Origin of the sequence: Rapidithrix thailandica (assembly GCF_039710355.1) — a bacterium.
In the GTDB taxonomy this organism is placed as follows: domain Bacteria; phylum Bacteroidota; class Bacteroidia; order Cytophagales; family Flammeovirgaceae; genus Rapidithrix; species Rapidithrix thailandica.
In genome coordinates, this window is sequence record NZ_JBDKWZ010000016.1 from 107,760 (window position 1) to 132,775 (window position 25,016).

Consider the following 25,016-nt stretch of genomic DNA (forward strand, 5'->3'; position numbering starts at 1 on the left):
GCTAACATTCATTCAATAAGAAGAGAAACAACTATGGTAAAAATTATTATCGCTGACGATCATCAAATGTTTATCGATGGACTGAAATCCCTACTGGTGGGTCAAGAAGATATCTCCGTGACCGGTGAAGCCCACAATGGAAAAGAAGTACTGTCTTTAATGGAAAAAGAGGAAGCAAACTTGGTAATTATGGACATCAGTATGCCCGAAATGGATGGGATTGATGCCACCCGTTTGCTTATAAAAAAATACCCGGCCACCAAAGTGTTAGCTTTGTCGATGCATAACGACAAGCATTTTATTGCCAATATTCTAAAAGCCGGGGCATCGGGGTATATATTGAAAAATACCGGAAAAGAAGAATTGCTACAAGCCATACACCAAGTGATGAAAGGGGAAAGTTATATCAGTCATGAAGTCTCTCAGAAGTTGGTCAATAGCTTTATGAACAAGCGCAATCAACCTATGGACGAGCAAGTCAAATTGTCCAAACGGGAGCTGGATATCTTGCAATTGATTGCCGATGAATTCACCACACAGGAAATTGCCGATAAACTATGTATCAGTAAAAATACCGTGGAGACCCACCGGAGGAACCTTCTGTTTAAACTAAACGCCCGTAACTCAGCCGGTTTGGTACATATTTCATTGAAAAAGGGCTTGATCAAATAGGGAAATGCAGTGTCCGGAAGGTTTTGCCTCCAAGCTTGTCTTCCGGAAGATGGTCAATGAGATGCCTCAGGTTTGGAGGCATTTTTTGTGAGAGCCGGGAATTAATAGGCGAACATTGATTGCTAATAGCACAGAAGGTAGAAGAACGTTTGCAATCAACACTCCATTTTGGCAAGCGTTTTAGCATTGAATAAATAGTAGGTTCTTAGTGAAAGCAAGCCAGCCCCGTAGCAATGCCCAAAGCTTTGTATTTGGCTTTTAATAAGATAAAAAACAGGCTGATGATAAGGTATTCTTGCACTTCTCAAAATAACAGGCGGTGTACCGTTATTTTTGCTTCTTAAGAAGTTTTGGTTTTTGGATGGAAGGGAATCTAATTGGTAAAAAATCAATATGCAAAAGGATAAAATTTTAGGTTGGTATGAAACCCTTGGCGGAATCAGTGGGATGATACTCATTGTGTTTAAAAGTCTGGAATATGCTGATTCCCTTTCAGTCGGAGGTTTATTAATGCAGGTTGTTTTCTTCTGCATGTATCTATATGTAATGGTGTCAGGGATATTTCTGTTGAAGAAGAAGGAAAATAGTTATGAGATGGCTGTATTTGCCCAATTGATACAAGTTTTTGATTTTACGATATGCAATATTACGTATTTGTTTTGTGCCGGAGCATCGTTGAAATTGCACCTTGAAGGAGGCAAACTTTTTTTCACGATAGAGCCACTATTAATACATTTTAAATTTGTCATGGGCCTTGATAGCGATGTAATCGATCTAGGGATTAACCTAATAGCCTTAATAGCGGTCTATGTTGCCATAAGGGAAGTACTCAAGAAGTAAAATAATATATCCAAAAGGAAAGGCCTACCAAAATAAAGATGACAGGTAATGAGTAATATGAAGAATTCAAAATTTCTGCATTGTACGGATTTTCGGGATCGTAAATAATTTCTATTTTATCACCTATTTTTAATTGTGAAAAAGAAGAGCCTGTAGAAGATTTTTTGGTGATCCATTCTTTTTTGGCAGTAGTAAATCTCATAACAGGAAAATACATAACGGCACCACCACTGCCTATTTCTTCCTCTAACTTAAATACAATGCCCTTGGTCTTGTTTCCATATTTTAGTAATGTTTGCCTTCTAAAGACCTCATAAATTCCTGAAATTAATGAGATTGCTCCAATGAAAAGAGGTAAGATGTCCCACATAGATCTTTATTGAACGGGCAAGTTATAATTTTTCTCCTTAAATAACCTTAGCTGTCAAAAGCAAGATATACCTAAATAACCAGCTTGGAGGTCCTTCTGATGGCAATTAACCATTTACCGGATTTTCTTCAACGCGCCATCATCACATTGTTTTTTAATAATACCTATTTTTACATACTTTTAATAAGGATATGTTTCCCTGTGAGATAAGAATTAATATATTTGTTATTTACATTCACATTTAAAAAGATATGAAACAAGTATTGTTAATTGCCCTCCTTTTTTCAGCACAATTTGTAAATGCTCAAGTCATTAAACTAGATAACGGAATTGCTTTTAGCTCTTTTCGAAACAAAAAAGACCTACCTATGCTATCAAATAGTATTAAAAATTATTTTGTATCGGTAGGGATTGATTTTTTAGAGAAAAAATGGTTTTATCTATCCTCGCAAATAGGGTATGTAAAACTGGGAGGGAAAGAAACAAATGAGTTTTTAGATAAAGATTTAAGAGATGTGAAAAGTCGTACTGCCTTCGTACATATTACTACTACCTTTAGAATGCATCCAAATCGGGATAAAGCAAATTTTTTTGTAGGGCTTGGTCCGTATGTGAATATCTTATCTGATCAAAATACTATTGATGTAATCCTATATAAAGATTATACGATTGAAAACATACATTTTGGAGGCAAAGCAGAACTGTGGGAGCAACTTATGATATTAATAAGCTGAGAGTAGGGCTAATAGGCAGCTATATGTTAGGTCTGTCCTCATCAGCCTCTACCCAATTCATATCACTTTATTCAAATGCAATTTCCACAATGATAACAATCGGTTATCGCATTTAATGGAATATAAAGTTACTCAAACTTTACTTATGAATAAGTGAATGTAGCTCCTTTAAGATCATATCTATATTGATACTATCCCGCTTTTCTTTCATATTCAAAACGCTACAAGTTTATATAATTTGTGATCATTAACATAAATGGAGTACAAAACGCCACTTTTACCATGACGTTTTTAACGAATTATCTTACTCCTCCCTGATATGGTATTCGACTGTATGGGCTTCTGTCAAAGAAGGTACTTCCAATTTTCGAATCATTCTATGTAGTGCCGGCTCGGGTACTACGTCTATCCGGTTCCGGTTTTGTGAGAGTAAGGTTGCATAAGGTACTTCCAGGTAGATGATCCGGACCCGGGCCTTATAGCTCGTAAACAGTTCTATCAATTGTGAACGTATTTGCCGGGACAGGTTGGTTGCATTCCAGACAAAAGAGGTCCGTTTGCGCATATAGGTTTTAGCGGCTTCTTTGGCTTCTTGAATCACCTTGCCGTTTCCGGCGGTATCGGTAGGGCTGATTTTCAGTTTTTTGCGTAGCGCATCCAGCGAGACGACCGGCCAACCTTTAAAATTGTTCCGGATATAAGTGTCTTTGCCCGATCCTGGTAAGGCTGACATCATCACCACCTCAAATTCCGTGTCGTCATAAGCGGCAAAATCCGGTAATGTGTTTTCTTTCTTAAAATAGAAAAAACGGGAATAACCGTTGGCAAAAGCAGGGTAGGCCTGTCCAAAACACTGATTTTCCTTACAAAGCTCTTCAAACAACGCAATTCTGTATAATAGCTCTTCCCGGTCTTGGCAGATACGCCCTAACACATCGGCTTTGGCCAACAGGGACAAGTGCCGGGTATTTACTTCCAGACTGGCCTGAATCACCGCTTTTTGCGGATCGGGCTTTTCCAAAGCCCACAAAGGCAAACCATGGTACCGAACCAGTTTTGCCACAGTCTCCCGGTGGATATGGGGAGTCGGAATTTCCCGGTACAACAATCGCCTGCTGGTGAGTTCTCCCTTTCTGGCATGCCCGGGAGAAACGATTCTTCCGTCAATGTCGGTAAAGGTAGTGGAACGTTTTTCCACATCGTGCAACAAGACCGCTGCATTCAAAAGGTGCTGCTCTTGTTGGTTAAGTTGTTGATAATCAGCCTGACTTTGCAGGGCTTCCAAAACCATTTTCGTATGTGTTTCCACATCGCCTTCCGCATGGTATTCCGGGTCTTGTGGGACTTGCCGCATATCCCGGATCCATTCAAACCTCTCCCGGATATTTTCCCACTGGTAATGATCTATAATTTTCCACATATTGCCTTCTTATTTTTTTTAATGGTATCAGGGAAATGCCCCATACTTGTTTTTAGAGAAGTGAATTAACCTTTTTCTTTTTCCTGAAAAATGTTTCAAAACCGGCTCCTTTGTGTTACTTTTTTCAACAATAGCTTTGGCTATTCTCTTCAAAAAATGCCTTGATGAGCCGGTTTTGATTCTATTTTCGGTCAAAAACTATACGTTTAAATCACTTCAGAATCAAAAAACGCGGTTTCTCCTAGTAGAGAGAAAGTTTCTTATTTGTCACTCTTTTCCACTTGTTTTTCCCAAGCCAAAGCAGCTCTTTGCCAATTGCGGGTCCAGTGTTGGTCGGTTTTTACATGACCTTTGCGTACATATTTGAATACATTCTGTTTAAAGTCGTCTACGGAGTAACCGGCAACATTTCGGGTAACGACCCCCTCCATGGTACAGGCTTCTCCCGTATGAAAATCTCTTGAGTCGAATACGCTGGGCTTATTTACCATTTCCAAAACCTGACTTTCAAAGTCCTCTTGTTGAAGGGGTTGGGCAAAGCCCATTTCGGGTACGGTCGGAAAATCCAGCAGTTGTGCATAAAATTTGGTTTCTTCCCAGGAGTGCCAGCGCCCGTTTTCCCGGATGCCAAACACATAAAAATGTGCTTCCAGATGCAAGTATTCAATGGAGTGAATTGCATAGAGATTTTCCCCGAAATACTCCAAATCGCCCAAATCGTTTTTGAGCATATCCCACTTTTGCTTGAGATGGTTGGCCCAAGGGTGAACGGTAGGGGCTGCATGCGAGCGAGCAAACACACCGTATTTGTTTAAACAGGTATTTTCTCCGTCCAGCTTTTCCGTATGGACGACTTGTTCAATTTGAAATAAATCCTGCCAGTAATGGTGATTGATCCGGTCATCACTGGTGGTGCCAGGTGAAAAAGGGTAGTGATAGGTTCTCCCGTATTTTTTAGAAACAGCCATGAGATATTGAAATTTGGGAAAGGAAAGCATCTACAAGGTATTCCTATCACTCCTTTTTACCAGAAATGAGACAGGAATACAACTACCTTGGTTTACTTAAGATTTTTACCGGAATGTCTTTCCTTATGATGAATAAAATCGATTTAACGAAATGCTACTATGGAAGCTGTAGCTTATTCCTTCCTAAACAAAACACAAGCAAGACACTTTGGATAATACCAGAATGCCTGTGTAATGAAATGGAGGAGGCTAAATCGACTACATGACTGTGAGATTTATAGAAATGATTAAAATACGGATACTTTCTGCAAAAGTAGAAAAGAAGCTGAAAAAGTCAAGGGCTATCCTTGTTGTTTCACCCATTGAGCTTTCCAAAGGCCATAAACCATTACCGGAATGCCTGTTATTTCTACTTCTTGTTCAAAACTTTCTCCCAAACGTTGGGCAACTTTCACCGAAGCGGCATTATCGGGGTGAATAAGGCTGATCACATGTTCTTTACCCATTTCATCAAAGGCATATTGCAAGGCACATTTGGCTCCTTCGGTGGCATAGCCTTTTCCCCAGACGCTGCGAGCCAAGGTCCATCCGATTTCAAAACCGGGCCAGCCTTCCGGCTGTAAAAAGCCCAACCGGCCAACCAACCTTCTGTTTTCTTTTTCTTCCAATGCCCAGTGCCCAAAACCTCTTAAATGCCAGTGTCCGGCCAGGAAAGCCATATGTCTCCAGGCTTCTGGGCGGCTAAGTGTTTGGCCTTTCCCCAAGTATTGCATCACCTGCGGATCGGCACAAATGTCGGCATAGGCCTCAAAGTCTTCTTCTTTCCACATACGTAGTCGTAAACGTTCGGTTTCTAAGATAGGAAAGTTCATAGTAGTCATTTGCAGTTAACGGTGATTGGTGGTACAGGTGAAATTATGGATGAGCCTGGAGTCTTTTAGCTTGGTTTCGATTGTCTTTTTTAAAAAAACTCATTGATCTCTTCCGGTAAAATTAGCGATTTATCTTTTCCGTGTGTATTTCAGGAAAGGTTTTTTCTTGGAAGTGAATTAAACTTTTTCTTTTTCCTGAAAAATGTTTCAAAAATGCCTCTTCTGTGTTACTTTTTTCAACAATAGCTTTGGCTTTTCTCATCAAAAAGTGTCTTGATGAGCCGGTTTTGATTCTATTTTCGGTCAAAAACTATACGTTTGAACCACTTCTTGGAATATATAAAAAGGAAAGGTATTTATTCGGTTTTTTCAAAACCAACTGGGGGGAGAAGGGAATCCCCCCCGAAATAGACTCGCTTTTTACATATTTCAAAACGACTTATCCGGCATCGGCTTTTTTGCATACTTTGAAAAAAATGCGAAATGGTTGGCTATTGCTCCGAGTACGTTGGCACCGGATTTTTCCGGAGTTACTCCTGAAGGGAAAAAACTTTTATTAAATGATCTGCATGGCAAGGTGTTGTTTGACGATGTATGGGCGACTTGGTGCAAGCCTTGTCTGAATGAATTTACCTATTCCAAAGCACTTGAAAAACAGTTTGAAGAAAATGAAGAGTTGGTGTTCTTTTACGTGTCAGCGGATAAGAAGAAAAAAGCCTGGTAGCAACTATTCACCACCGACAAAGTTTCTGCCGGGATGCATACCCGTTATCAGGAAGGTGTATTTGAGGAAGAAAAATCCTTTTTGGAAACCTATAAAGTGAGTAGTTTTCCCTCGTATATCTTCATTGATCAAGAAGGAAAATTAGTGACGCTAAATGCTTCCAGACCGTCATCAGGAGAAGTACCTGCTGCCATCGAAAAACTTTTGAAGGGAGTACCACCGGAAGGTATATAACAGAATATTTTTGACCCTATTCTTTAAGGTGAAAACACGCCAAAAACAGGAAAATAACAAAATTTACTAACTTAGAGGCGCATTAAATGTAACGGAAGAAGAAAAAACCGCCCGGATGGGGAAGATACCATCTATTCGGTGATTGATTCTGACATGACCAGCTAAACCAAGATAAAAACATGATTACTAAACCCACCTTATTCATTGACAAAACGAAGTGTAAAGAAAACATTCAACGGATGTGTTCTAAAGCAAAAACACATCAATTGGAATTAAGACCTCATTTTAAATCTCATCAGTCCTTGGAAATCGGGAGGTGGTTTAAAGACTTTGGGGTGAATAAAATTACCGTGTCTTCCCTGGCAATGGCCGACTACTTTTCTTCGGAATGGGAGGACATCACCGTGGCCTTTCCCACTAATATTCTGGAGATAGAGACGATTAACGATCTGGCTGGCCGGATCAATTTAAATCTGATTGTAGAAGCAGAAGATACCCTTGCTTTCCTGTCCGAAAACCTGACGTCCACTTTGGGTGTGTTTATAAAAGTGGATATTGGTTACCACCGTACAGGCGTGGCTCCGGAGAACCTGGCGTTGATTAATCAACTTCTCAGTCAAATAGATGCCTCTGACAAAATCCAATTTAAAGGCTTTTTGGGGCATGCAGGCCATACATATAAGTGTAGAACAAATGAGGGGATTTTAGAAGTGCATCAGAAGAGCCTGGAAATAATGGCCCGCTTAAAAAACGCATATGGCGAGAGGTATCCCGGTTTGATCATTTCCGTAGGCGATACGCCCAGTTGTAGTGTGGCGGAAAATTTTGAAGGAGTGGATGAAATACGGCCCGGAAACTTTGTATTCTACGATCTCGCCCAAAATAAAATCGGTTCGAATGACATTTCTCAAATTGCCGTTGCGATGGCTTGCCCTGTGGTAGCCATCCATAAAGACCGTTTGGAAATCGTGGTTTACGGAGGTGGGGTACATTTTTCAAAAGACCGCCTGGAAGGGGAAAAAGAAGGGACAGTGTTTGGAAGAGTGGTAGAGCAATCGGAACGGGGTTGGGGTGATATCATTCCTGGGATGTATGTAAAAAGCCTGTCTCAAGAACATGGAATTATCTCAGTTCCCGGAAGCATGATCGATCAATACAAAATCGGTGATTGTTTGATGGTACTTCCTGTTCACATCTGCATGACGGCTAACCTGATGAAAAGCTATCACACGTTTGACAACGAAGTCATTTCCAGGTTATAAATTTTGAAGCACCTGTATGTTGTCTTTTTTATGACAGTATACAGGTGCCTGTATTTGTACGCTTTACTGAATAAATGATGGGGATTGACTTTAAATTTATACCCATTGAACGGAAGTTTTTATGCGTTTTTTCCGGAGTTAGGTTTGCGTTTTGGTATTTTTATTCCGTAATTGCAGGTACCCCCTGGAAAAAGTCAATTCCTTTTGGTTAAGAACAGGAAATAACTGAAAATCAGCTTCAACTCATTGAATAGTGCCACATATAAGCCCGAAACGAATGCAACGGCTGAGGGATATTGTAGTTTATATTTTTTTAAAATTTAAGTAGAAATAGGTGTTTATTTTTTTTTTACAGAATGGAAAAACACTGTTGGGTGTGGCATTAATCCTATGTGACAATGCCGGGCGGAAGAAGCCTCTTTTTTCCCCTATATATTACCGGTGAAAGTGACTGGTAACGGAAGTGCTTTTACTGCTTCATTTGCTGTGACCGTGAACGAAGGGCCCTGCCCCATAAGCCAACCAGTGCCAACCTATTTTGAAATCCTCTTAGCCTGTGATGAACCGGTAAACGTAGTTCTGGCTCTCCAAATCATCATAATGCACCAATTAGAAGAAAATTGACTGCCGGTATGCAGCTGTCATAGAGCGAAGCCCTCGACAGATGAAGTAATTCTTCTGTCAGAGGAGGCTTGGCTTTGTACAGCCTTTGAAGCACAGAAGTACCGGCAAAATACTTAAAAAGTAATTACTCATTTAAACCTTGTTAAATTTACGTGCTTATGAAAAATTCAGTATGGCTTATTCCTGAAACGGTATGCCAAATCCGATGCAAAGCTTTGCCTATTTTGTTATTCCTTCTCCTCATTTTTGGTAAAGCATCTACTCATGCGCAATTGTTATGGAGTAATGATCCGGCATCCGAGACCCATGAATTGAAAATTTCCGGTTTGCATGACATAATTCCGGGTACTGTTTCTCTCATCAATTATTCCGAAAGGGAACAAGGGTATAGGTTTTATAAACCCGTTGCGTACTATAAGTATGAAAATCAGTCTGTTGAAATTAATGCTACTGCTGGTTGCGACAGTATCCCTTCGTATGTAGAGGCTGGGGGATATGCTGCCGGCAGTCAAGTACAAAATAACGGAAAGGTGTATCAATGTAAGGAATGGCCTTATACCGGCTGGTGCAATGGCGTGGCTTCTGCATATGCTCCCGGAGCGGGTACCCACTGGCAGGATGCCTGGACTTTTGTCAGTGATTGCGGGAATGTGGGCACCAATCAACCGCCACAACTGACCTCCTTAATTCCGGCTACTATTTATTTGGCTACCTTGGATACGGTGACGTTGAAGGCTTCGGCCTCCGATCCGGATGGAACAATCAGTACAGTGACCTTTGCCTTGAACGGTCAAACCTACAACGGTTCGCTCAATGGGAACCAATACCAAATTCCTTGGGTACCACCCTCATTTGGCACTTACAATGTGGAGATCATCGCTACGGACAATGAGGGAGCAAGTACTACGGTAAGTACTTCTTTCACCGTGCAGGAATCCACAAGTGGAGGAAACTTCCTTATCACTGAAGCCCAATACAACGAGATATTTCGCTACCGCTACGGAACAGATTTGGCTACGTTGGAACTGGACCCGGCCAATGATTTTTTCTCCTATAGTGCCTTTGTGGAGGCTGTGCATCGCATGGCTAAAATCGAGGTGCTCTTCGAAAGAAGATCGGGGACTAACTTGTACCGGATTACCCGGACGGATAAGACCACGAATGTTTCCACAGTCATCCGGACGGATCAGGATTTTAACGCAGAGTGGAACCTGAACAAGCCGATTCTCACCCAGACGGTAGATTACGGAACATTTGGTAACGAAGGTTCCCAAACCACCCGTTTGAGGGAATTGGCGGCTTTTATGGCCAATATTGCTCAGGAGACCACAGGCGGATGGGATACCGCTCCGGGAGGACGCTATTCCTGGGGCTTGTATTTCCGGGAAGAACAGGGCTATGCAGGAACGAATAATATTGGCTACCGGGACGAAGGCAATGTCAATTATCCCCCGGCACCGGGCAAGTCCTATCATGGAAGGGGGCCTATCCAGTTGAGCTGGAATTACAATTACGGGCAGGTAAGCGAATTCCTTTACGGAGATAAAAATATCATGCTTAACAATCCGGAAATGGTGATTCAGGACGGAGCTTTGGCTTTCCAGACAGGTATTTGGTTCTGGATGACTCCCCAATATCCCAAGCCTTCGGCCCACGATGTGATGGTTGGCAACTGGACGCCTTCTTCGTATGACTTGCAGCGCAACCGCCACCCGGGCCTGGGCATGACGGTAAACATCATCAACGGAGGTATAGAATGCGGCTCGGGAAGTGAAAATGTGAAAGTAACTCACCGGATCGGGCATTACAGACGCTTTGCCGGAATTCTGAATGTAACCACGGATCTCGATAATTCGGATGACTGCTCTTATTGTGGCTGTGCCCATATGACGCCTTATAGAGGGTTGGAACCTGAACCTACGGCCCGGCTGACATTAGACCGGGAAACCATAGAAAAAGAACAGGTTTTGAGTGACGAAAACTTGAAGGCTTACCCGAATCCTTCTGCCGGACAATTCACGTTACACTATCAATTAAAAGAGGAAGGAGAGGTGTCACTGTCCATTTATGATGCTTCCGGTAGTCAGGTTGTCAATTTGGTGAATGAATACCAAGAAGTGGGGCACCATTCGGTACAATGGGAAGCTTCCGGCATGAATTCCGGGCTCTACATTGTTCGATTGCTTACAGGGCGCCAAGTGAAATTAATCAAGTTGATGGTAGAATAATTTAAAGGTACCGGCAGGCTTTACATCTGCCGGTATCTTTAAATAGTTTTGCATAGGAAATAGGAAGATAAAATTTTCTATGAAATAGTGGTATAAACTTATTGTAAATTTGGCTATACAAATAAAAGGCCACCATCAAACAATGGTGGCCTTTCATTTTATTCTTCAATGATTAGCTTTCTGATATTTTTGCTAAATTCATTTGTGGTGAAGACTTCAAACCGTTTGATATATTTTCCTATTTCTGAATAAGGAATTTCTACCTGATGAGCTGTCACCTCTACTTCCCCGTTATTTTTCACTATTTCTTTTTTAATATCCTCAAAGGAAGAGCCATATTTTTTTGTATCCAGGGTATAGATAGTAGTACTAATTTTCTCTCCGTTAATGGTGTGTTCTGAAAATTTCAATCCCATAGGAAAGTGTTTTTCAGTATCAATATCATAGTCTTTACATATTTTCCTAATGTGCTCACCATCATGAAAATCAATGGCTGCTAATCCTTGATAATCATCCTATTGTGTACTTGCATGCTCTTTTAAAAAGTTCATAATTTCAAGTTTAGAATGGTTTAACTTACTTCTTAAAGATTTGATAGATTCTTATCAAAATCCTTACAAATATATTTATTACCTCTTACTAGGTAACTAGATTTAGAGGAATGTTTTCTACATTTGGCCCTGCTGATCCTCAAAAATTACCTTTTCATCTTGGTTAAAGACTATTGGGGACAGGCTACTAGCAACACAGCACTTTAAACCTCAAATCCACAACTATGATTACAATATCAGAATCAGGTAATCCGAAAAACTCCATCCAAATTCCTGCACTCAGAAGACCCTTAACCATAAGACAGTTTTTGGTACATTTTAGAAGACCTTCCGATTATGAGAACAATAATGTGACAAAAGAGTATGGTTTTGATTGGCTGCGGGATGAATATATTTATCCGGTTGAATCTGTAAATAGGAGAACTACTCCCTTATGTACGGATGTAGAACGGCTAAAGGGCGAATATTCAAGAGATGTAACAGACCCTATTCGCCCCTATGGGGTTGATTATTATCCGGCCTGGTTAAGCCTCAAAGAAGGGAAGGAAGCTACGTTGGACTTGGAGGTGGAAGCACTGGAAGAGCTAGCAGAAAATGCTACTGCTCTTATTTTTGAGAGCAGTACCCCTCACCTACAAATAGAGCCTGCCCAAATCAATTTATCTGAGATCCTACAAACAGGGAGGCAAACGAAAAACTTAGGGCAAACAACCAGAGAGTATTATCTAAAGAGTCAAAGCATCAAAATAACCTCTTGTACGGGGGGAACCTTTGCAGAGCACCAACAGATCAAGGTATTTGCTCAATGTGGAGCACAAAGGGAAGAGGTAGGAAAGCTTATGGTTTATCACAACCAGGATATTTACAGGTTGAATGCGAGGTTTGTACAAGTAAATTTCAAAGGTTCAATCCATATGCCTCCTAGACAAGTTGCCGGTATGATGGCGGGAAACAAAATTGATTTTTCTTTAGATACAACAGAAATGATAGTGGATAATAATCCTGCCTATAGTGTTGCTCCTAAGCCTATAGGAATGGAAACAACCATTTCCAATTGGAAAAGATATGTAGAAGATACTGAAGAAAAAGCCAAACAAAAGTTTACACAAGCATTAATTGAATATACCCCCATTAAGAAAAATCAAAGAAAATATGAATATAGGAAAGTAAACGTAAATCTTAAAAAGTTTAAAATAGGAGAAAACACTGAAGAAGGCCCTGGAATTAATCGAATCAAACGCTCTATTACATCAATTAGCCTTGACTCTATCGTTTGTGATATGGAAGAGTTCTTACTTGGGTTGCGAGAGATTTACGAAGAAGAATACACAGATGAACCTGGGGTGACATTTTTTTTAATGCCTATGGTTATAAGGTATCCTAAAAGTCCAGGAAGCAAACGTATTGATCACTTTGATGGCTTTGCTGAAGATGTGTTTAATACAGGGAGATATGTGATGCTAGCAAATTACCATGATCAACTTAGGGAAATGACTTTAGTACATGAAGCGGCTCACAATATGGGATTGGTTCATTCTTTTACTACAGTTACTGAAGATAACGGCAGGCCTATTGTGCCTGAACATACCTTTGTTAGAGGTACTACTGAAAATATTATGGATTATAGTTTAAGTACCTTTAGTTTTTGGAAGTACCAATGGGACAAACTACGACAAGACAATCACGATTTAGAACTGATACGATGAAACAACTTTTGATCATACCTCTGTTATTCATATCCTTTCTGGGTTTTGGGCAAGATCCATCCAAAGAGGATACCTTAGTTATACACCTTGACACAGAAACTTATACAAAAACTGAAACCATTGAGTATAAAAACCCAAGGCTATTTCCTTTTACTTATGAGTATCTTGTTGACAAACGAAACGATCAACCGTTAACAGGTTTATATAAGGTGATTACCGGTCCAAATTCTTTCTTCTATTGTAAATATGTTAGTGGGGTAGAAGCAAATGAAGGAATTAATTTTATTGAATATTACCAAAATGATAAATTGGTAAAAATGGAGATAAAGGGTGATATGTATATGGGTACTAAATACTTATCACTTCCTCATTATTCTTGTGATAAAAAAATTAAGGGCTTTTTCAAAGAGATAACATCTGATGCTATTGTTGAAGAAGTTGTCATCAAACAGAAAGTCAAAGAGGATACAGTATATTGGATTGTCAAATCCAAAAGATATCCTTATAAAATCCCCTTTGAAAAACACCGTCTGAAGGGGTGTTTTTAGTTATTATGTTTCTTGTTCATCGTGATCATTATATGAATTACCGTCTCTTTTTCACTATACCTCTGTTATTCGTATCCTCTTTGGGTTTCGGGCAAAGCTCACCCAAAGGGGATACCTTAGTTATACACCTTGACACAGAAACTTATACAAAAACCAGAACTATTAATGAAAATAGCCCAAGGTTAGAGCCAAGAACACGTAGTTATTTAATCGACAAACGAAACGATGAACCGTTAACAGGTTTATATAAAGTGATCACAGGATCAAATTCTTTCTATTATTGTAGGTACGACAATGGTGCAGAAGTCAACTATGGCCTCAATTATATTGAATATCATCAAAATGGCAAACTGATACAGATAGATATTAAAGGTGTTGCAATTTTTGGAAGCAAATACTTGACTGTTCCCAATTACTCTTGTGGCAAAAAAATCAAAGGCTTTTACAAAGAAGTTGTATCTGATGCCATTGTTGAAGAGGTTATCATCAAGCAAAAAGTTAAAAAAGGTAAGATACATTGGAATGTCAAAGCCAAACATAATGTCTCTTTCAAAGGAATTTTTGAAAAACACCGTCTGAAGGGATGCTTTTAACTTATGGTTTCTTGTCCATTGTGATTATGATATGAATTACCGCCTCTTTTTCATTGTACCACTGTTATTCGTATCCTCTTTGGGTTTCGGACAAAACTCACCCAAAGGGGATACCTTAGTTATACACCTTGATATGGAAACCTATACAAAAACCAGAACCATTGAGTATAAAGATCCAAGGCGAATTCCTTTTACTTATGAGTATCTTGTTGACAAACGGAATGATCAACCTTTAACCGGTTTATATAAAGTGATTACCGGATCAAATTCTTTCTACTATTGTAAATATAAAAATGGTATAGAAGCTAACCGAGCACTCAATTTTATTGAATATCATCAAAATGGCAAACTGATACAGATAGATATTAAAGGTGATGCAATTTTAGGTAGTAGATATTTATCTGTTCCCAATTACTCTTGTGATAAAAAAATCAAAGGCTTTTACAAAGAAGTTGTATCTGATGCCATTGTTGAAGAGGTTATCATCAAGCAAAAAGTTAAAAAAGGTAAGATACATTGGAATGTCAAAGCCAAACATAATGTCTCTTTCAAAGGAATTTTTGAAAAACACCGTCTGAAGGGATGCTTTTAACTTATGGTTTCTTGTCCATCGTGATTATGATATGAATTACCGTCTCTTTTTCACTATACCTCAGTTATTCATATCCTTTTTGGGTTTCGGGCAAAACTCACCCAAAGGGGATACCTTAGTTATACACCTTGATATGGAAACCTATACAAAAACCAGAACCATTGAGTATAAAGACCCAAGGCGATTTCCTGTTACTTATGAGTATCTTGTTGACAATCGAAATGATCAACCCTTAACAGGCTTATATAAGGTGATTACCGGTCCAAATTCTTTCTACTATTGTAAATATAAAAATGGGGTGGAAGCAAATGAAGGTATCAATTTTATTGAGTATCACCAGTATGGGAAGTTAGTTCGATTAGATTTTAAGAGTTATGCAATTCTGGGAAGCAAATACTTATCAGTCCCTCATTATTCTTGTGATAAAAAAATTAAGGGTTTTTTCAAAGAGGTAACATCTGATGCTATTCTTCAAAAAGTAGTCATAAAACAAAAAATCAAAAAGGATACAGTATATTGGATTATAAAAGGATCCTCTTACAAAAAGCCATATAAACTTCCCTTTGAAAAACGCCGTCTGAAGGGATGTTTTTAACTTCAGGTTTCTTGTTCATCGTGATCATTATATGAATTACCGTCTCTTTTTCACCATACCTCTGTTATTCGTACCCTTTTTGAGTTTTGGGCAAGATCCACCCAAAGAGGATACCTTAGTTATACACCTTGACGCAGAGATCTATACAAAAACAGCGTTTATTGATGATAACCCAAGGACAAAGCCTAGTGTTTTTGAGTATCTTGTTGATAAACGGAATGATAAACCCTTAACGGGCTTATATAAAGTAATTACCGGATTAAATTCTTTCTACTATTGTAGATATAAAAATGGGGTAGAAACTTTAGAACTGAATTATATTGAGTATCATCAAGATGGTAAATTGGTACGAATGGATATTAAAAGTCATTTACTTTTAGGTAGTAAATACTTATCTGTTCCCAATTACTCTTGTGATAAAAAAATTAAAGGATTTTATAAAAGTGTTATTTCTGATGCTATTGTTGAAGAAGTTGTCATCAAACAGAAAGTCAAAGAGGATACAGTATATTGGATTGTCAAATCCAAAAGATATCCGTATAAAATCCCCTTTGAAAAACACCGTCTGAAGGGGTGTTTTTAACTTCAGGTTTCTTGTTCATCGATGATTTCTAACTCAAGTGTGGTTTTGTCACCTATAACGGATACATCTTTCAAGATGTCATTTTCCAGCTTTTTCCCTTGATAGTTGAAATCGTGATTGCGATCGGTTAAATCAATTTCTAATGATTTTCCATCGCCATTCTTTGTATGGATCACCAGGTAGGCCGTACCCTTTTCCAGTTCCGTGATTTTCTTTCGCTCTTTATTTTCAAAATGAGCGGAAAGTACTTCAAAGTTTTCTTCTTTTTGTAGGGTCGTTACGGGTGTATCCTGTGCACTTAAGTCGGTTTCCTTCCAGTAGTGCTCCAGGGTTTTATGCCCTCCATCGTAGAGGATGGCCGGGGAGAGTTTAATTTGGGTGGTCATGGGTTCGCCATTCACCCCGTTGAAATGGTTTTTGAAAAAGACGCAATGTACATCGTAGAGTTCAAACACCCGGCTTTTGCTGTCCTGGGTCACCGGGGAAACGACAATCTTTACTTTTTTGACCATATCCATCCCCACAGACCAGGCGAAAAAGCTTTGGTCCGAGGTGGTTTCAAAGGTGATGTCAAAAATCGTCCCGTTGGGCTTTCCCATGGGTTTCCCATGTTCGTCTACCGAGCGGGTAAAGCGGAATTTGAAGTCAAGAATGTTAATTTCCTTATCCTCAACATACATTTTAGCAATTAAGCTCATAATGCAATTGTATTTATAGATGGTTGAAATAATGGTTTATAGGTAAATGTATAAAACATTTTTCTAAATACAATTGCCTAGTAACAGGTAAAAATAAAGAAGTTTCTTGCTAACGGATGGGGGAGGCTGTATAAAAAAGAAAAAGCAAACCGAATGGCTTGCTTTTCTCCTAAATACAATTCCCTTGATATATGAGTTTAATCAGACAAATATAGAAATTAAATGCGTAATTCTACTTAAATAAGTGATTTCTGGATGTGGTGGGCAAAGTTCCGGATGTGGGTCTTGTCCCGTTCGGACAGTGGGGTATTCCGGTTATAAACCAGGATCAAGGTATAGCGTTTTTCCGGTTCCGCCTCCAGGTAAAGGTGGTATCCCTTTCAGCATGTGAATCCTAACTTTTTAACCCACTTCTTCCAAACGGTAGGCGCGTCCGTTAAACGTAAAGGTATCTCCTTTTTGTAACCCCAGACAGGTTTTGCCAATGGGGGATACCGGAGAAACTGCAAAGCATTGTAGGTCGTCTAAAGCGATTTGTCCCAAACTTACGGATAGGTACAGGTAGCCATAATTGGTTTTTACCAGGCTTCCGAGTTCTACTTGGGCCGAGGCTTGTTTTTCGGGATTGATCTGTTCAAGTACTTTTTTGAGTTGGATGGCATTGCTTAGTTGCCCGGCATATTTTTCCTGTTCCAGTTGCATCATGGCCCTTCCGGTTTCGTATTTATCACCCATGCTGCTTTTGGATTCGTCATTGGCGGCTTCGCGGGCTGCTTGTATAGCTTTTTGGGCTGTTAGGATACGGTCATCTACTTGTCGGGTGCAATATTGATGAAGTCTTTTTTTGATGGATTTCATGGCGATTACCTGTTTTTAATTTGAGTTATTGAAGAAAAGGCTTCTTTCAAAGCCCTTCTTGTGTGTGTATCAGCGTTAACGGGCGATTTCAATTTTCAATTTTTTCTTTTTCACTTTTTCATGCTTCAGTTTCCGGACAAGCTGTGCCGCTTTGTCGCGTTTCACAGCGGCATAAGCTACATAGTCTTTTACTTCAATTAAACCCAATTCATCGTGTTGAAGCTTTCCTTTTTTCAACACCAGGCCTACAATATCGGTTTTGTTGATTTTATCTTTTTTTCCTCCGCTAAAATAGATCGTGTCCCAATCAGGAGGGGCCGGTAAAGGAAGGGATTCCGGAAGAGAAATAAATTCCGGTTTTTGTTTTAAATATGGCAAAATAGGCTCCTTTTCCGCAAGAACCAAGTAAGAACTGCCATTGGCATGCATACGGGCCGTCCGGCCGTTGCGATGGACAAATGCTGTTTCTGTTTGTGGTAGTTGATAATGTATGATTTGCTGAATCTCCGGAATGTCCAAACCCCGGGATGCCAAGTCGGTAGTGATTAACAAATGACTGCTCCCATTCCTGAATTTGGTTAAGGTTCGTTCCCTTTCGTCTTGTTTTAACCCACCATGAAATGCCTCATGTACCAGCCCCTGGTCTAATAGTAGTTCACTGATACGGTCTACGGCCGCCCGGTGATTACAGAATACCAGTGTCGGTGAGTTACCCAACAAACATATCAAACGAAAAAGCGCCTCCAGTTTGTCAGTTCCCTCCGAACGCACGGCTTTAAACTCCAGTTGCTTATTGGTTTTGACAGAAGGGGTATAGTCCAACGTATAAGGGGATTTTAGTCCGGTAAATGCCGGTACCGATTGGGTTTGTGTGGCAGAGGTCAATATTTTATTTTTTACCCCGGTTAAGCGTTGGATGATGATTTCCATATCTTTTTGAAAGCCCAATTCCAAGGCTTTGTCAAATTCATCCATGATAAGTGTATGCACGAGGGCCGGATCAAAACTTTTTCGCTGTAAGTGGTCGGCAACCCTGCCGGGTGTTCCAACCAAAACAGCCGGAGGATCCTGAAAGTTGTTCAATTCGATTTTGACCGAATGTCCGCCATAGCAAGTGTTGACTTTGAAGCCGCTTCCCATCGCTTTCCATACCTGTTCGATTTGCAAGGCTAATTCACGGGAAGGAACCAAGATCAAGGCTTGGACACCTATCCGGTCTTCCCGAAGGTTTAAGAGCATTGGCAGGAGGAAAGCCAACGTCTTGCCGGAGCCGGTGGGAGAAAGCAATACAAAATTCTGATGCCGTTCGGCTGCCTTCAGACTGGCCAACTGCATGGAGTTCAATTCATTTATTTGAAGCCTGTTAATTAAAGGCTGTATTCTCTTCAACTTTTTTTCCATTGCGCAAAGGTAAGGCTTGGCGGGTATTCGGTGAAATATTAAGGTTAAAGGATTGAGAGATGGAAGGATTGAAGGAAAGAGGGCAGAAGGCTTTCTCCTGCTTCCTTCCTCTGTATTTCTTTTTTTAGAGTATGTTTAAATTGGATACGGATGATTTAAAAGCTGTCTTTACAGCCCAAATTCAACGGTTCTTACCTTTGTTACTGCGTTTTGCCCCAGTCCGGATTGGGTGCAGGACCCATCGTCAATTCAAGCTTTCCGCCCTCGACAAGGTCCTTAAACTTTAACCGGCAAGTAGGCAGGGGCCTGCCGTTGAGCAGGGCCGATTGGATATAAATATTCTCTTTCGAATTGTTCTTGGCCTCAATCACAAACTCCCGGCCTGCATAGTAATTGCCGTCAAGGCGGATGGTTATTTTTTCGAACAGGGGACTGCTGATGTCGAGTTCTGGCGCTTCGGAGCAGCCTCCGTCCATTTCGAAAAAGCCCAAGGCACTCATAACAAACCAGGCGCCCATCTGTCCTTCGTCTTCATCGCCCTCCCAGCCATGGTAGGGGGAGGCCCCGTAAAAAGCATCCATGATGGCCCGGGTATATTTTTGAGTCAGCCAGGGCTTGCCTGAATAATTGAACAACCATGCCGCTTGCATATTGACCTCATTTCCATGGTTGATATAATATTCCGCACTTTGTCCGCTGGTACGGTCAAAGGCATGAGCGGCAAATCGGTGTTCTTGTGATTTTTCAAACCCTTCTTCCAGTCGTTTGTTAAACAGATCTTTTCCGATCAGTTTGATAAGCCCTTCGGCATCGTGTGGGACATAAATTGAATATTGCCAGCTGTTGCCTTCAATGAAGCCTTGGTTGGAAAAAACATCAAAATCGGTTTTCCATTGGCCGTTTTTGGCTTTAGGAACTACATATTTCAATTCCGGATGAAATGCGTTTTTATAGTTCTGAGATCGTTGGGAAAAATACTTGTAGTCCTTTTTATTGCCAATGGCCTTTGCCATTTGGGCTACGCACCAATCATCGTAAGCATAGTCCAACGTCTTACAGGTAACTCCGGCTTCCATGGGCATATACCCGTAGCGGATATAATCGTCCAGTTGCTCATTGCCGGCATGCCCGCCACATTCATGTGCAGTGCCCGTCCGGGTCACTTTCTTTTTCATGGCCTGATAGATTTTCTCCGGAGTATCGGTATATATACCTTTCTGGTAAGCACTTAACAGAAGTGCCATTTCATGGGAGCCCTCCATGATGGCCGAATATTCCAGTCCTGCCGGGCCTTTGCTGGTCCATCCGGTTTTGTCGTAAAGTTCGAGTTGCGTTAACACCCAGTTTTTCATAATTTCCGGAGAAATAAGCGACCACAAACCATTGAGGTTCCAGAACGTGTTCCAGAAGGCATCTCCGCCATAGATGTCTACCCCTGCAGGAAGTTGTTGAACTCTTTCACAGGCGTCTCTATATTTTCCGTTTACATCATTCCAGGTTTGTTTGGCAGAATAACTCCGGTATAAGTTGGTGTAGAATTTTGTTTTATCCTCCTCGGCTCCTCCTTCCACCGTAATTTTGCTCAACAGGTCATTCCAGGTAGTGCGGGCATGGTCCACGGCACTGGTAAAATTCCATCCGAAGGGGGCCAGTTCTGTTTCAAGGTTTAACCTCGCTTGTTGAACACTCACCAGTGAGATACCCGATTTTACCATAATCACCTCCTCTTTTTCCGTTTCATACGTGACATACACCCCGATATCATTTTTCCCGGCTATTTTTTCGAGGTTTTTCGTCTCTTTTCCTTCATTCCAGCCGTTCATGGCTTGAAAAGGTTTGCTGAATTGAAGTACGAAATGAAGGGTATACTCATTCCAGGAACTCCAGGGGCCGCTTATACACCGGGCGTAGCCTTCAATCTCCGTATCGCTGACCTTCGTAATGGTAGCATCATTCACCTTGAATCCATAGTCCCATTCGGTAGGGAAGAGTAGGTCCACCAATATTCTGGACTCTTTTTTCTTCGGGAAGGTGTATTTTTGAAATCCGCATCGGGTGGTGGCTGTCATTTCGGCTGTTACCTCGTGGTCGTACAGATGTACGGAGTAGTATCCCGGAAAGGCTTTTTCGGTTTCTTTCAGGATTCTGGAATGATAGCCGGCATTGGCCCCTTTATAGGGAGAATCCACAGACTTATCTTCCAAGACCAAATCCGCGGTAGTCGGCATCATCCGCAAGCCTCCCATGGTCCAGGCATGTAAATGACTAAAGCCGGAGATGCTGTTAATGGCATATTCATAGCCGCCCATCCAGACATTCCCTTGATTGTCGGGGCCTAACTGGATCATGCCGAAAGGCATGGTGGCATGGGGCCCCAGCATCCAGCGCGAATTGGAAGTTCCGATAAAGACATCTACATAATCAACCGGTTTGCGTGGGTTTTGTCCTAAGCTATTGTGATACGATGCAAAGGCTAAAATACATAAGAGCGTAAATTTGAATTTCATAAAAGTTTGTTTTTTAAAATGGATTCAAAGATTTGGTTTGGTATTCAATTGAATACCTGAAATACTAAAGAGAGGGTTTGATGATTTTGACCAATTGAAGGTAGTCGTTGTTTTTGGCACAAAGAATTCCCTCTCCCCCTTGGGCTAATTTTATCTTTTTTAGCGTTTTCACTTCTCCGCTGATCATTAGCCCGCTTTGATAGGGCATATGGGTTTTAAAGCCTCCGGCACCATTTCCGGTCAGCAAGCCTCCGAAGCTGGCATCGCTTCTGGGCGTTTCTACTTCCGAGCCGTACAGGTTCCCTCCGAATACAACATCCGGGTTGCCGTCTTGATTGATATCGTCTGCAAGCAGTGCATTGACGGAGGAAATCTGAGCCAGATTATCCAGCGGTTTAAGGGCAAAGCGTCCGTTCCCCAGGTTTTCGGCATAGCAGGTAGCAAAGCTTTTTACTTGGTAGCGCGTGGATTTTTGCAGGTGGTCGGTGGAGTAGATTTCTTCCAGATTGGCCTGGGCAAAAGCGCGATAGTTTTTGAATTTTGCTTTGATGGCCGGAACCTGTTGCGAGGAGCATTCCCTGCCGCGGACGGGGTATTGCTCTCCGTTTTGACTATAACTTAAGACCAGGTCCTGTCTTTTGTCATTGTCGTAGTCATAGGTATACAAGCTAAAAGGAGCGTTTTCCTTGGCCTGATATTTATAATTCAAGCCCAGGTTGCCTATTATCAGATCCCGGTCTCCGTCCTGGTCGAAATCTTCACTGAGCATACCAAACCACCAGCCTTCCGTGCCGGAGAAGCCGCAGGATTCGGAAGCATTGACAAACTTTCCATGGCGGTTTTTTAAACAAGTAATGCCCATCCATTCTCCGATCAGTAGCAGATCCAGGTGCTTGTCATTGTCCACATCAAGCCACTCGGCTTGTGTCACCATTCCGATGCTTTGCAGTTCCGGGGCGATTGCGTCCGTTGCGTTCACAAACTTTACCTGCCCGTCAGAGCTTTCATTTTTGAGGATATAGCTTTGGGGAGAAGCCGGGTAATTTCGGGGGACGATTCTTCCGCCTACAAACAAGTCTATGTCCCCGTCTTGGTCGTAATCGGCCGGAACCACGCAGGAGCCACTGGTGAACATTTCAGGCAGTCCGGTTTTTATTTTTTCGAAAACACCTTTACCCTTGTTGAGATATAGTTTGTCTTGATAATAAGCACTTCCGCTTTCAAACTCGTTTCCTCCGCATACTACGTAAAGGTCCAAGGCGCCATCCCCGTTTGCATCGAAAAAGACAGCGCTGACATCCTCCTGCTCCTGGTCCGCTTCCCAAACGTCAGGGTTTATTTCCGAGAAAGTGCCGTCTTCTTTTTGAAGAAACATTTTGCCGGAATGCCCTTTTGCCCCACCGATGTAAAAATCCTCCAAGCCATCCTTATTGACATCAGCTACTGCTAAGGCAGGGCCATATTGTGAGATTTTATGAGGCAGCAGAATTTGATAGCGATAATCATCAAAGAAGTTTTCTTCGTGCTTATGATGTAAGGATACTTGGGCCGTAATATCTTCAAAAAACACCTCCGTATGTTGTATAGCGGATTCCTTTGCCGGAGCAGCCTGGCGATAGTCAAAAGTGATGAGACGATTGGTTTTTACATTTTCTAAAATTTCCTCCTTCCCGTCCTGCCATCGGATTCTTACTTTTTCCAGCACGCTTTTCTTTCCGGTCCCGAAATGGACAATGGGCTCTACGGAAGACTGAAACCCCCGGGTCAAGGTCACTTCCTGAAACTGGATTTCGCCTTTATCTTCGACCCATAGTTTACAGCCGATCCCAAAGGCGTTTGACGCAGGGCCATTGATTTTGATTCGCAGGTAATGATTGGCCCCGGTGTCGCTGGTTTTATTTTCATAGATCAGGCTTTTGGCGTCCAGGTTGTTCACAACCAGGTCCAAATCACCGTCCCCGTCCAGATCCCCATAGGCCACTCCGTTGGAAAAACCTTTGTAGTTAATTCCCCATTGCTTGGAAACATCCGAGAAAGCCAGGTTTCCTTGATTTTGAAAGGCGTAGTTTTCAATTTTCTCAGAAGGCATTTTCAATGTGAGTTTTAAGGTTTCCGAGTCCTTGTAATTTTTTACCTCTTCGCTTCTGAAAAAATCACGGTTGTTGATATCCCTTCTGACCCCGTTGGTCACAAACATATCCTTATACCCGTCATTGTCAAAATCAGCAAATAACGCAGCCCAGCTCCAATCGGTAGAAGACACTCCTGCCATCCGGGCGATATCTCCGAAGCGCGGTAATCCGTTCCGGTCGTTACCCATGTTGAGTTGCAAGGTATTTGCCGAATATTGGTAGTGCATATTGTTTTTTAAGAGCCGGTCGAACCGCTCGGGGTTCATACTGTCCATATTTTCTTTGGACCTGCGGTTGTCTTCAGGAAGCATATCTACCTGGAAAAGGTCCAGAAGACCATCGTTATTGAAGTCAGCGGCATCACAGCCCATGCCGAAATAGGAAGTATGCTTGGTCAGTGTCAGGTTTTGGTCTGAAAAAGAGCCGTTCCGGTTGTTGATTAAGAAATAATCCGGGGTACTGAAATCATTGGACACGTAGATATCCGGCCAGCCGTCCTGGTTATAATCCCCAACCGAAACTCCCAGCGACAATCCGTATTTTTCCAAACCGGCCTCTTGGGTAACATCCGTAAATTGTTGGTTTCCTTCATTTCGATAGAGCCGGTCGCTTTTGTGGTAAGGGGTATGTTCCCGGAAGTTCAAGTACTCATTCTGGATTTGACCGGCAGAAGCCAACGGATAGTTGACCACGTACAAGTCCTGATCGCCATCCAAATCATAATCCAGAAAAACAGCCTGGGTGCTGTTGCCTGTGTCCGCCAGTCCGTAACTTTCTGCCGATTCCGTGAAGGTAGGTGTCTCTCCGGGCCTGGCATCATTGATGAAGAGCAGGTTTTTTGTACTCGCCCATTTGCCCGAAACACTGACATAGATATCCAACCAACCATCTTGGTTGGCATCTCCCAGGGTTACGCCCGTTACCCACCGGTCGTCAGCCGCTACCCGGGCCTTTTGGGTAATGTCTTCAAACTGTAAATTTCCTTTGTTTAAATACAGTTTGTTTTCCACCATATTCCCGGTAAAATAGATATCCGGCAGCCCATCATTATTCAAATCGCCAATGGCAACACCTCCCCCCATATAGATATACATGTAGTTGAAGTAATTGACCGAATCGTTTTCGGTGAGTGTGTTAGCAAAGTGAATTCCGGAGCGTTCGGGTGCCATTTCGTCAAAAATTTTTGAAGGTAGTTGTTCCCGCTCCGGATTACAGCTGATACAGCCAGTGATGATAAAAAGAAGTAGCATCGATTGGAAGTTACGAATCATAATGCATATTTTTTATGGTCAAAATATTGTTAT

At 41.4% G+C, this 25,016-nt stretch carries 24 protein-coding genes; 13 read left to right on the top strand and 11 right to left on the bottom strand.

Features of this window, described 5'->3' with window-relative positions; translation table 11 throughout:
• Nucleotides 1–33 precede the first annotated feature (33 nt).
• Nucleotides 34–672 carry a response regulator gene (locus AAG747_RS22740; protein WP_346823540.1) on the top strand — a complete coding sequence of 213 codons (639 nt, stop codon included), beginning with the start codon at nt 34–36 and terminating at the stop codon, nt 670–672.
• 393 nt (nt 673–1,065) lie between these two features.
• Entirely contained in the window at nt 1,066–1,512 is a 447-nt protein-coding gene (locus tag AAG747_RS22745; protein ID WP_346823541.1) for a hypothetical protein, read from the top strand.
• On the opposite strand, the gene AAG747_RS22750 is transcribed toward AAG747_RS22745, so the two are convergent.
• Nucleotides 1,502–1,882: a DUF3592 domain-containing protein gene (locus AAG747_RS22750; protein ID WP_346823542.1), complete on the bottom strand. Its 381-nt coding sequence runs from the start codon at nt 1,880–1,882 to the stop codon at nt 1,502–1,504. The two genes, AAG747_RS22745 and AAG747_RS22750, sit on opposite strands and share 11 nt — an antisense overlap.
• Before the next feature lie 251 nt (nt 1,883–2,133).
• Between AAG747_RS22750 and AAG747_RS22755 the strand changes: the two genes are divergently transcribed.
• Nucleotides 2,134–2,616, top strand: a complete 483-nt coding sequence (locus AAG747_RS22755) for a hypothetical protein (protein WP_346823543.1) — start codon at nt 2,134–2,136, stop codon at nt 2,614–2,616.
• Nucleotides 2,617–2,920: 304 nt separating this feature from the next.
• Here AAG747_RS22755 and AAG747_RS22760 read toward each other — a convergent pair whose 3' ends face one another.
• From AAG747_RS22760 to AAG747_RS22775, 4 genes are all read right to left on the bottom strand, one after another.
• Nucleotides 2,921–4,036, bottom strand: coding sequence for an AAA family ATPase (locus AAG747_RS22760; protein WP_346823544.1), 1,116 nt, complete (start codon nt 4,034–4,036; stop codon nt 2,921–2,923).
• A 260-nt stretch (nt 4,037–4,296) separates the two neighbouring features.
• Nucleotides 4,297–5,004, bottom strand: coding sequence for an RNA ligase family protein (locus AAG747_RS22765; RefSeq protein ID WP_346823545.1), 708 nt, complete (start codon nt 5,002–5,004; stop codon nt 4,297–4,299).
• A gap of 341 nt (nt 5,005–5,345) precedes the next feature.
• A complete protein-coding gene (locus tag AAG747_RS22770) occupies nt 5,346–5,876 on the bottom strand; it encodes a GNAT family N-acetyltransferase (protein ID WP_346823546.1) in 531 nt (176 codons plus the stop codon).
• A gap of 121 nt (nt 5,877–5,997) precedes the next feature.
• A complete protein-coding gene (locus tag AAG747_RS22775; protein ID WP_346823547.1) occupies nt 5,998–6,183 on the bottom strand; it encodes a hypothetical protein in 186 nt (61 codons plus the stop codon).
• A gap of 180 nt (nt 6,184–6,363) precedes the next feature.
• Here AAG747_RS22775 and AAG747_RS22780 point away from each other — a divergent pair, with 180 nt between their 5' ends.
• The 4 genes from AAG747_RS22780 (at nt 6,364) to AAG747_RS22795 (ending at nt 10,948) form a co-directional block, all read left to right on the top strand.
• Nucleotides 6,364–6,600, top strand: coding sequence for a TlpA family protein disulfide reductase (locus tag AAG747_RS22780; RefSeq protein WP_346823548.1), 237 nt, complete (start codon nt 6,364–6,366; stop codon nt 6,598–6,600).
• Nucleotides 6,601–6,633: 33 nt separating this feature from the next.
• Nucleotides 6,634–6,834, top strand: a complete 201-nt coding sequence (locus AAG747_RS22785) for a TlpA family protein disulfide reductase (protein ID WP_346823549.1) — start codon at nt 6,634–6,636, stop codon at nt 6,832–6,834.
• 179 nt (nt 6,835–7,013) lie between these two features.
• On the top strand, nt 7,014–8,096 hold the full coding sequence (locus AAG747_RS22790; protein WP_346823550.1) for an alanine racemase: 1,083 nt from the start codon (nt 7,014–7,016) through the stop codon (nt 8,094–8,096).
• Between the two features lie 782 nt (nt 8,097–8,878).
• A complete protein-coding gene (locus tag AAG747_RS22795; protein WP_346823551.1) occupies nt 8,879–10,948 on the top strand; it encodes a glycoside hydrolase family 19 protein in 2,070 nt (689 codons plus the stop codon).
• 158 nt (nt 10,949–11,106) lie between these two features.
• Here the strand turns inward: AAG747_RS22795 and AAG747_RS22800 are convergent, their stop codons facing one another.
• On the bottom strand, nt 11,107–11,364 hold the full coding sequence (locus AAG747_RS22800) for a hypothetical protein (RefSeq protein ID WP_346820143.1): 258 nt from the start codon (nt 11,362–11,364) through the stop codon (nt 11,107–11,109).
• 359 nt (nt 11,365–11,723) lie between these two features.
• On the opposite strand from AAG747_RS22800, the gene AAG747_RS22805 reads away from it, so the two are divergent.
• From AAG747_RS22805 to AAG747_RS22830, 6 genes are all read left to right on the top strand, one after another.
• The gene (locus tag AAG747_RS22805) at nt 11,724–13,205 is read left to right on the top strand and encodes a zinc metalloprotease (protein WP_346823552.1); all 1,482 of its coding nucleotides are present in this window, start codon (nt 11,724–11,726) and stop codon (nt 13,203–13,205) included.
• Complete coding sequence (locus tag AAG747_RS22810) at nt 13,202–13,753, top strand: hypothetical protein (RefSeq protein ID WP_346823553.1); 552 nt, start codon at nt 13,202–13,204, stop codon at nt 13,751–13,753. Before AAG747_RS22805 ends, AAG747_RS22810 begins: the two co-directional genes overlap by 4 nt.
• 32 nt (nt 13,754–13,785) lie before the next feature.
• The gene (locus AAG747_RS22815; RefSeq protein ID WP_346823554.1) at nt 13,786–14,346 is read left to right on the top strand and encodes a hypothetical protein; all 561 of its coding nucleotides are present in this window, start codon (nt 13,786–13,788) and stop codon (nt 14,344–14,346) included.
• Nucleotides 14,347–14,479: 133 nt separating this feature from the next.
• Nucleotides 14,480–14,938, top strand: coding sequence for a hypothetical protein (locus AAG747_RS22820; RefSeq protein ID WP_346823555.1), 459 nt, complete (start codon nt 14,480–14,482; stop codon nt 14,936–14,938).
• A 133-nt stretch (nt 14,939–15,071) separates the two neighbouring features.
• On the top strand, nt 15,072–15,533 hold the full coding sequence (locus tag AAG747_RS22825) for a hypothetical protein (protein ID WP_346823556.1): 462 nt from the start codon (nt 15,072–15,074) through the stop codon (nt 15,531–15,533).
• 31 nt (nt 15,534–15,564) lie between these two features.
• Nucleotides 15,565–16,116, top strand: coding sequence for a hypothetical protein (locus AAG747_RS22830; RefSeq protein WP_346823557.1), 552 nt, complete (start codon nt 15,565–15,567; stop codon nt 16,114–16,116).
• 2 nt (nt 16,117–16,118) lie between these two features.
• On the opposite strand, the gene tssD is transcribed toward AAG747_RS22830, so the two are convergent.
• The 5 genes from tssD to AAG747_RS22855 form a co-directional block, all read right to left on the bottom strand.
• Nucleotides 16,119–16,814, bottom strand: coding sequence for a type VI secretion system tube protein TssD (gene tssD, locus AAG747_RS22835; protein WP_346823558.1), 696 nt, complete (start codon nt 16,812–16,814; stop codon nt 16,119–16,121).
• Nucleotides 16,815–17,216: 402 nt separating this feature from the next.
• A complete protein-coding gene (locus AAG747_RS22840; protein WP_346823559.1) occupies nt 17,217–17,672 on the bottom strand; it encodes a 3-oxoacyl-ACP synthase in 456 nt (151 codons plus the stop codon).
• 75 nt (nt 17,673–17,747) lie between these two features.
• Nucleotides 17,748–19,073, bottom strand: a complete 1,326-nt coding sequence (locus AAG747_RS22845) for a DEAD/DEAH box helicase (protein WP_346823560.1) — start codon at nt 19,071–19,073, stop codon at nt 17,748–17,750.
• Between the two features lie 200 nt (nt 19,074–19,273).
• The gene (locus tag AAG747_RS22850; RefSeq protein ID WP_346823561.1) at nt 19,274–21,580 is read right to left on the bottom strand and encodes a GH92 family glycosyl hydrolase; all 2,307 of its coding nucleotides are present in this window, start codon (nt 21,578–21,580) and stop codon (nt 19,274–19,276) included.
• 64 nt (nt 21,581–21,644) lie between these two features.
• Nucleotides 21,645–24,983 (bottom strand): VCBS repeat-containing protein, encoded by a 3,339-nt coding sequence (locus AAG747_RS22855; RefSeq protein ID WP_346823562.1) that lies wholly within the window; start codon nt 24,981–24,983, stop codon nt 21,645–21,647.
• Between the last annotated feature and the right edge of the window lie 33 nt (nt 24,984–25,016).